3 protein-coding genes are annotated in these 3,320 nt (G+C 68.6%); all 3 read left to right on the top strand.

Annotated features, from left to right (window positions below; genetic code table 11):
• Window positions 1-301: GTPase (locus AB1346_10810; GenBank protein ID MEW6720928.1), on the top strand; the 301-nt coding region annotated here is incomplete at its 5' end.
• Entirely contained in the window at window positions 298-1,602 is a 1,305-nt protein-coding gene (locus AB1346_10805) for an ATP-binding protein (GenBank protein MEW6720927.1), read from the top strand. The genes AB1346_10810 and AB1346_10805, both read left to right, overlap by 4 nt.
• Window positions 1,586-3,320 (top strand): ATPase, T2SS/T4P/T4SS family (locus tag AB1346_10800; GenBank protein MEW6720926.1); only part of this gene is annotated, 1,735 nt, incomplete at its 3' end. The genes AB1346_10805 and AB1346_10800, both read left to right, overlap by 17 nt.

Genomic DNA, 3,320 nt, shown 5'->3' with positions numbered 1-3,320 from the left:
GAGCTTCGCCAACCTGGAACGGAACGTCGCGCTCGTGGGGCTCGATTTCGAGCGGACCCCTTTGGTCGTGCAGTTCAACAAGCGGGACCTTCCCGACATCGTCCCCGAGCGGGAGATCCGCTCGTTGTGGGACCCGACGGGGATCCCGGTCACGCTTGCTTCGGCCAGGGAGGGGTGGGGCGTCCTGGAGACGTTCCGGGAGGCCGCCGGGCGGCTGTACGACAGCCTCGATCGGCGCATCGCCTTCCGGGACCGGCACGGCCTGGAACGGGAGGCGTTCGTGGAACGGCTGGTCCCATGATCGAATTCGTCGTGGGAGAGGAGAGGGGCCTCGTCGACCTGCTGTCCGCCGCGGAAGTGTCGCCGCTGCTGGACGAGGTGGCGGACGCGGGCGCCGCGTGTGTGCGGGTCGAGGACGACGGAGGGCGGGTCCTGTGGAGCCTGGAGCGCTCGGAAGCGGGCGAGCCCGCGCCGGAGCCCGGGGACGTTACGTTCCCGGTCTTCCTGGAAGGGGAGGAGGTCGGGAGGATCGTGGCCCGCGGAGGGGGGGAGGACCCGGAACAGTTTGCACGGGCGGCGTCGGTCGCGGCGCGGGCGTTGAGCGGGATGGCGGAGAGCAGCCTCAAGCGGATGCTCACGACGGAGACCCACGTCCACGTGGTCAAGGAGACGCACCGGGAGCTGCTCGAATCGTTCCGCCGCCTGGAGGCGTCGGAGCGGGGGTACCGCGAGCTCGCGGAGACCCTCGAGGTGAAGGTCCGGGAGCGCACCGCGGAGCTGGAAGCGGCGATGACGCGCCTTGCCCAGCAGGAGACGATGGCCGCCGTCGGCCGGCTCGCGGCGGGCGTGGCGCACGAGATCAACAACCCGTTGGGCTTCGTCGCGAGCAACATCACGACCCTCGGTCGGTACGCCGGGCGGTTCGCGGAATACGACGCGGCGGTCGGGGCGATTCTGGACAAAGGTCCGGTGACTCCGGAAGACGCGGACGCGCTGCGGGCGCTCCGGGGGCGGCTGAAGATCGCGTCCGTCGCCCGGGACATTCCGGACCTCGTCCGCCAGACCCTGGATGGGACGGAGCGGGTGCGCGGGATCGTCTCCGACCTGCGCGGCTTCTCCCATGTGGACGACGGAGAGGTCCAGCTGGTGGACATCGCGGCGGAGATCGAGCGGACGCTGCGGGTGATCGCCGCCGAGATCCCCCCCGGGACGGCCGTAGAGAAGGACATGGAGCCGGTGCCGCCGTGCCATTGCCATCCGGCCCGGGTCGGCGTCATCCTCCTGCACCTGCTGCGGAACGCATTCCAGTCGCGCGGAGAGGGGCTCGCGGTCCGGATCCGCGCGCGGGCGGAAGGGGCGTCCGCCGTTGTCGAGATCGGGGACAACGGGCCGGGGATTCCTCCGGAGATCCGCCGGAGGATCTTCGAGCCGTTTTTCACGACGAGGGAGATCGGCACCGGGAAAGGGCTCGGGCTTTCCGTCGCATACGACGCCGCGCGCGCGCTGGAAGGCCGCATCGAGGTCGCGTGCCCGGAGGGCGGCGGGGCCGTGTTCCGGTTGATCCTGCCGCTGGAAGGATCCGTCCATGGCGAAGTACGCTGACCTTTTCGCCGCCGCCGGCCGGCAGGCGCCGACCGCTCCAGCGTCGCCGGTTTCCGTGAAGGAGGCGGAGGATTCCGCGGGGCCGTTCCGCCTCCTCTTCGTGGACGACGAGGAACCGGTCCTTTCCGCCCTCCGCCGGATCTTCCTCGACGAAAATTACGACATCCGGACCGCGGCGACCGCCGACCGCGCGTTCGAGCTCCTCGAGGAGGCGCCGGCCCACCTCATCGTCTCGGACCACCGCATGCCGGGGATGACGGGCGCCGAGTTCCTCCGGAAGGTCCGGGACCGGTGGCCCGAGACGATCCGGATCATGCTCACCGGCTACGCCGACGTCCAGTCCATCATCGGCGCGGTCAACGAGGGCGCGGTCTACAAGTTCATCACCAAGCCGTGGAACGACGAGGACCTGCGGCTCACGGTGAGCCTCGCCCTCCAGCAGTACGTCCTGCTGCAGGAGAACCGGAAGCTCCGGGAGATCACGAAGAGCCAGCAGCAGAAGATCAAGAACTACTCCGCGCTGTTCGAGGACAACCAGGCCGTGTCCGGCAACATCCTGGCGCGGGTCGGGATCGCGACGAAGGAGGAGATCGAGGCGGCCCGCGCGGACCGGAAGGCGGGGGAGACGCTCGTGGACGTCGTCGTCCGGCGGGGGATCGCCCCGGAGTCCGCCGTCCTGGACGCGTTGGCGGAATATCTCCAGGTGCCGGTGGTCGACCTCCGGGAGATGGGCGTCAACGCGGAAGCGGTGAAATTCCTCCCGCGCGACCTCTGCGAGAAAAAGCGGATGGTCCCCCTCCGCGTCGAGGGGAGGCAGGTCTCCATCGCGATGGCGGACCCGGCGGACACCTTCCGGTGCGACGACCTGGAGCACCTGACCGGACTGAAGGTCGTCCCTTACCTTGCCAGGGGACAGGACATCGTCTCCGTCCTCGGGAAGGTCTACGGGGAGGATGGCGGCGCCGCCCCGTCCGAGATCGTTTTCGACATACCCGCGGACGGCGAGCCGATCGACGAGATCGACATCGTGATCGAGGAGGAGGAGAAGGCGGTCAACCTGCAGGAGCTGATCGGCGAGAGCAGGGTTCCCCCGATCATCCGGATATCGAACGCCATCCTTTCCGAGGCGTTGCGATTCAAGGCGAGCGACATCCACATCGAGCCCAAGACGAAGTGCACCCTGGTGCGGTACCGCATCGACGGGATCCTCCACAGCAAGTTCCACCTACCGCCGGACCTGCACCCCGCCACCGTCTCGCGCTTCAAGATCCTGGCCAAGATGGACATCGCCGAGCGGCGGAAGCCGCAGGACGGCCGGATCGCCGTGAAGGCGGGCACCCGGCTGGTCGACCTGCGCGTTTCCTCCATGCCCAGCATCAACGGCGAGAAGCTCGTGATGCGCATCCTCGACAAGCAGTCGTCGATCCGGGAAATCGACGAGCTGGGAGTCTCCCCGCAGGACCTCGCGCGCCTCAAGGTCCTCATCCGGAAGCCGCAGGGGATCCTCATTTCGACCGGCCCCACGGGGAGCGGGAAGACGACCATGCTGTACTCGATCCTCTCCGCGATGCTCGAGTCGATCCGGAGCTTCGAGACGATCGAGGACCCCGTCGAGTACTTCCTGGAGGAGGCCAACCAGGTCCATGTCCACGAAAAGGCCGGACTCTCCTTCGCGTCCGTCCTGCGGGCGACCGTGCGGCAGGACCCGGACGTCATCC

It is taken from the genome of Thermodesulfobacteriota bacterium (assembly GCA_040758155.1).
Taxonomy (GTDB): Bacteria; Desulfobacterota; Deferrimicrobia; order Deferrimicrobiales; family Deferrimicrobiaceae; genus UBA2219.
This window is presented reverse-complemented; position numbering and strand designations above follow the sequence as displayed.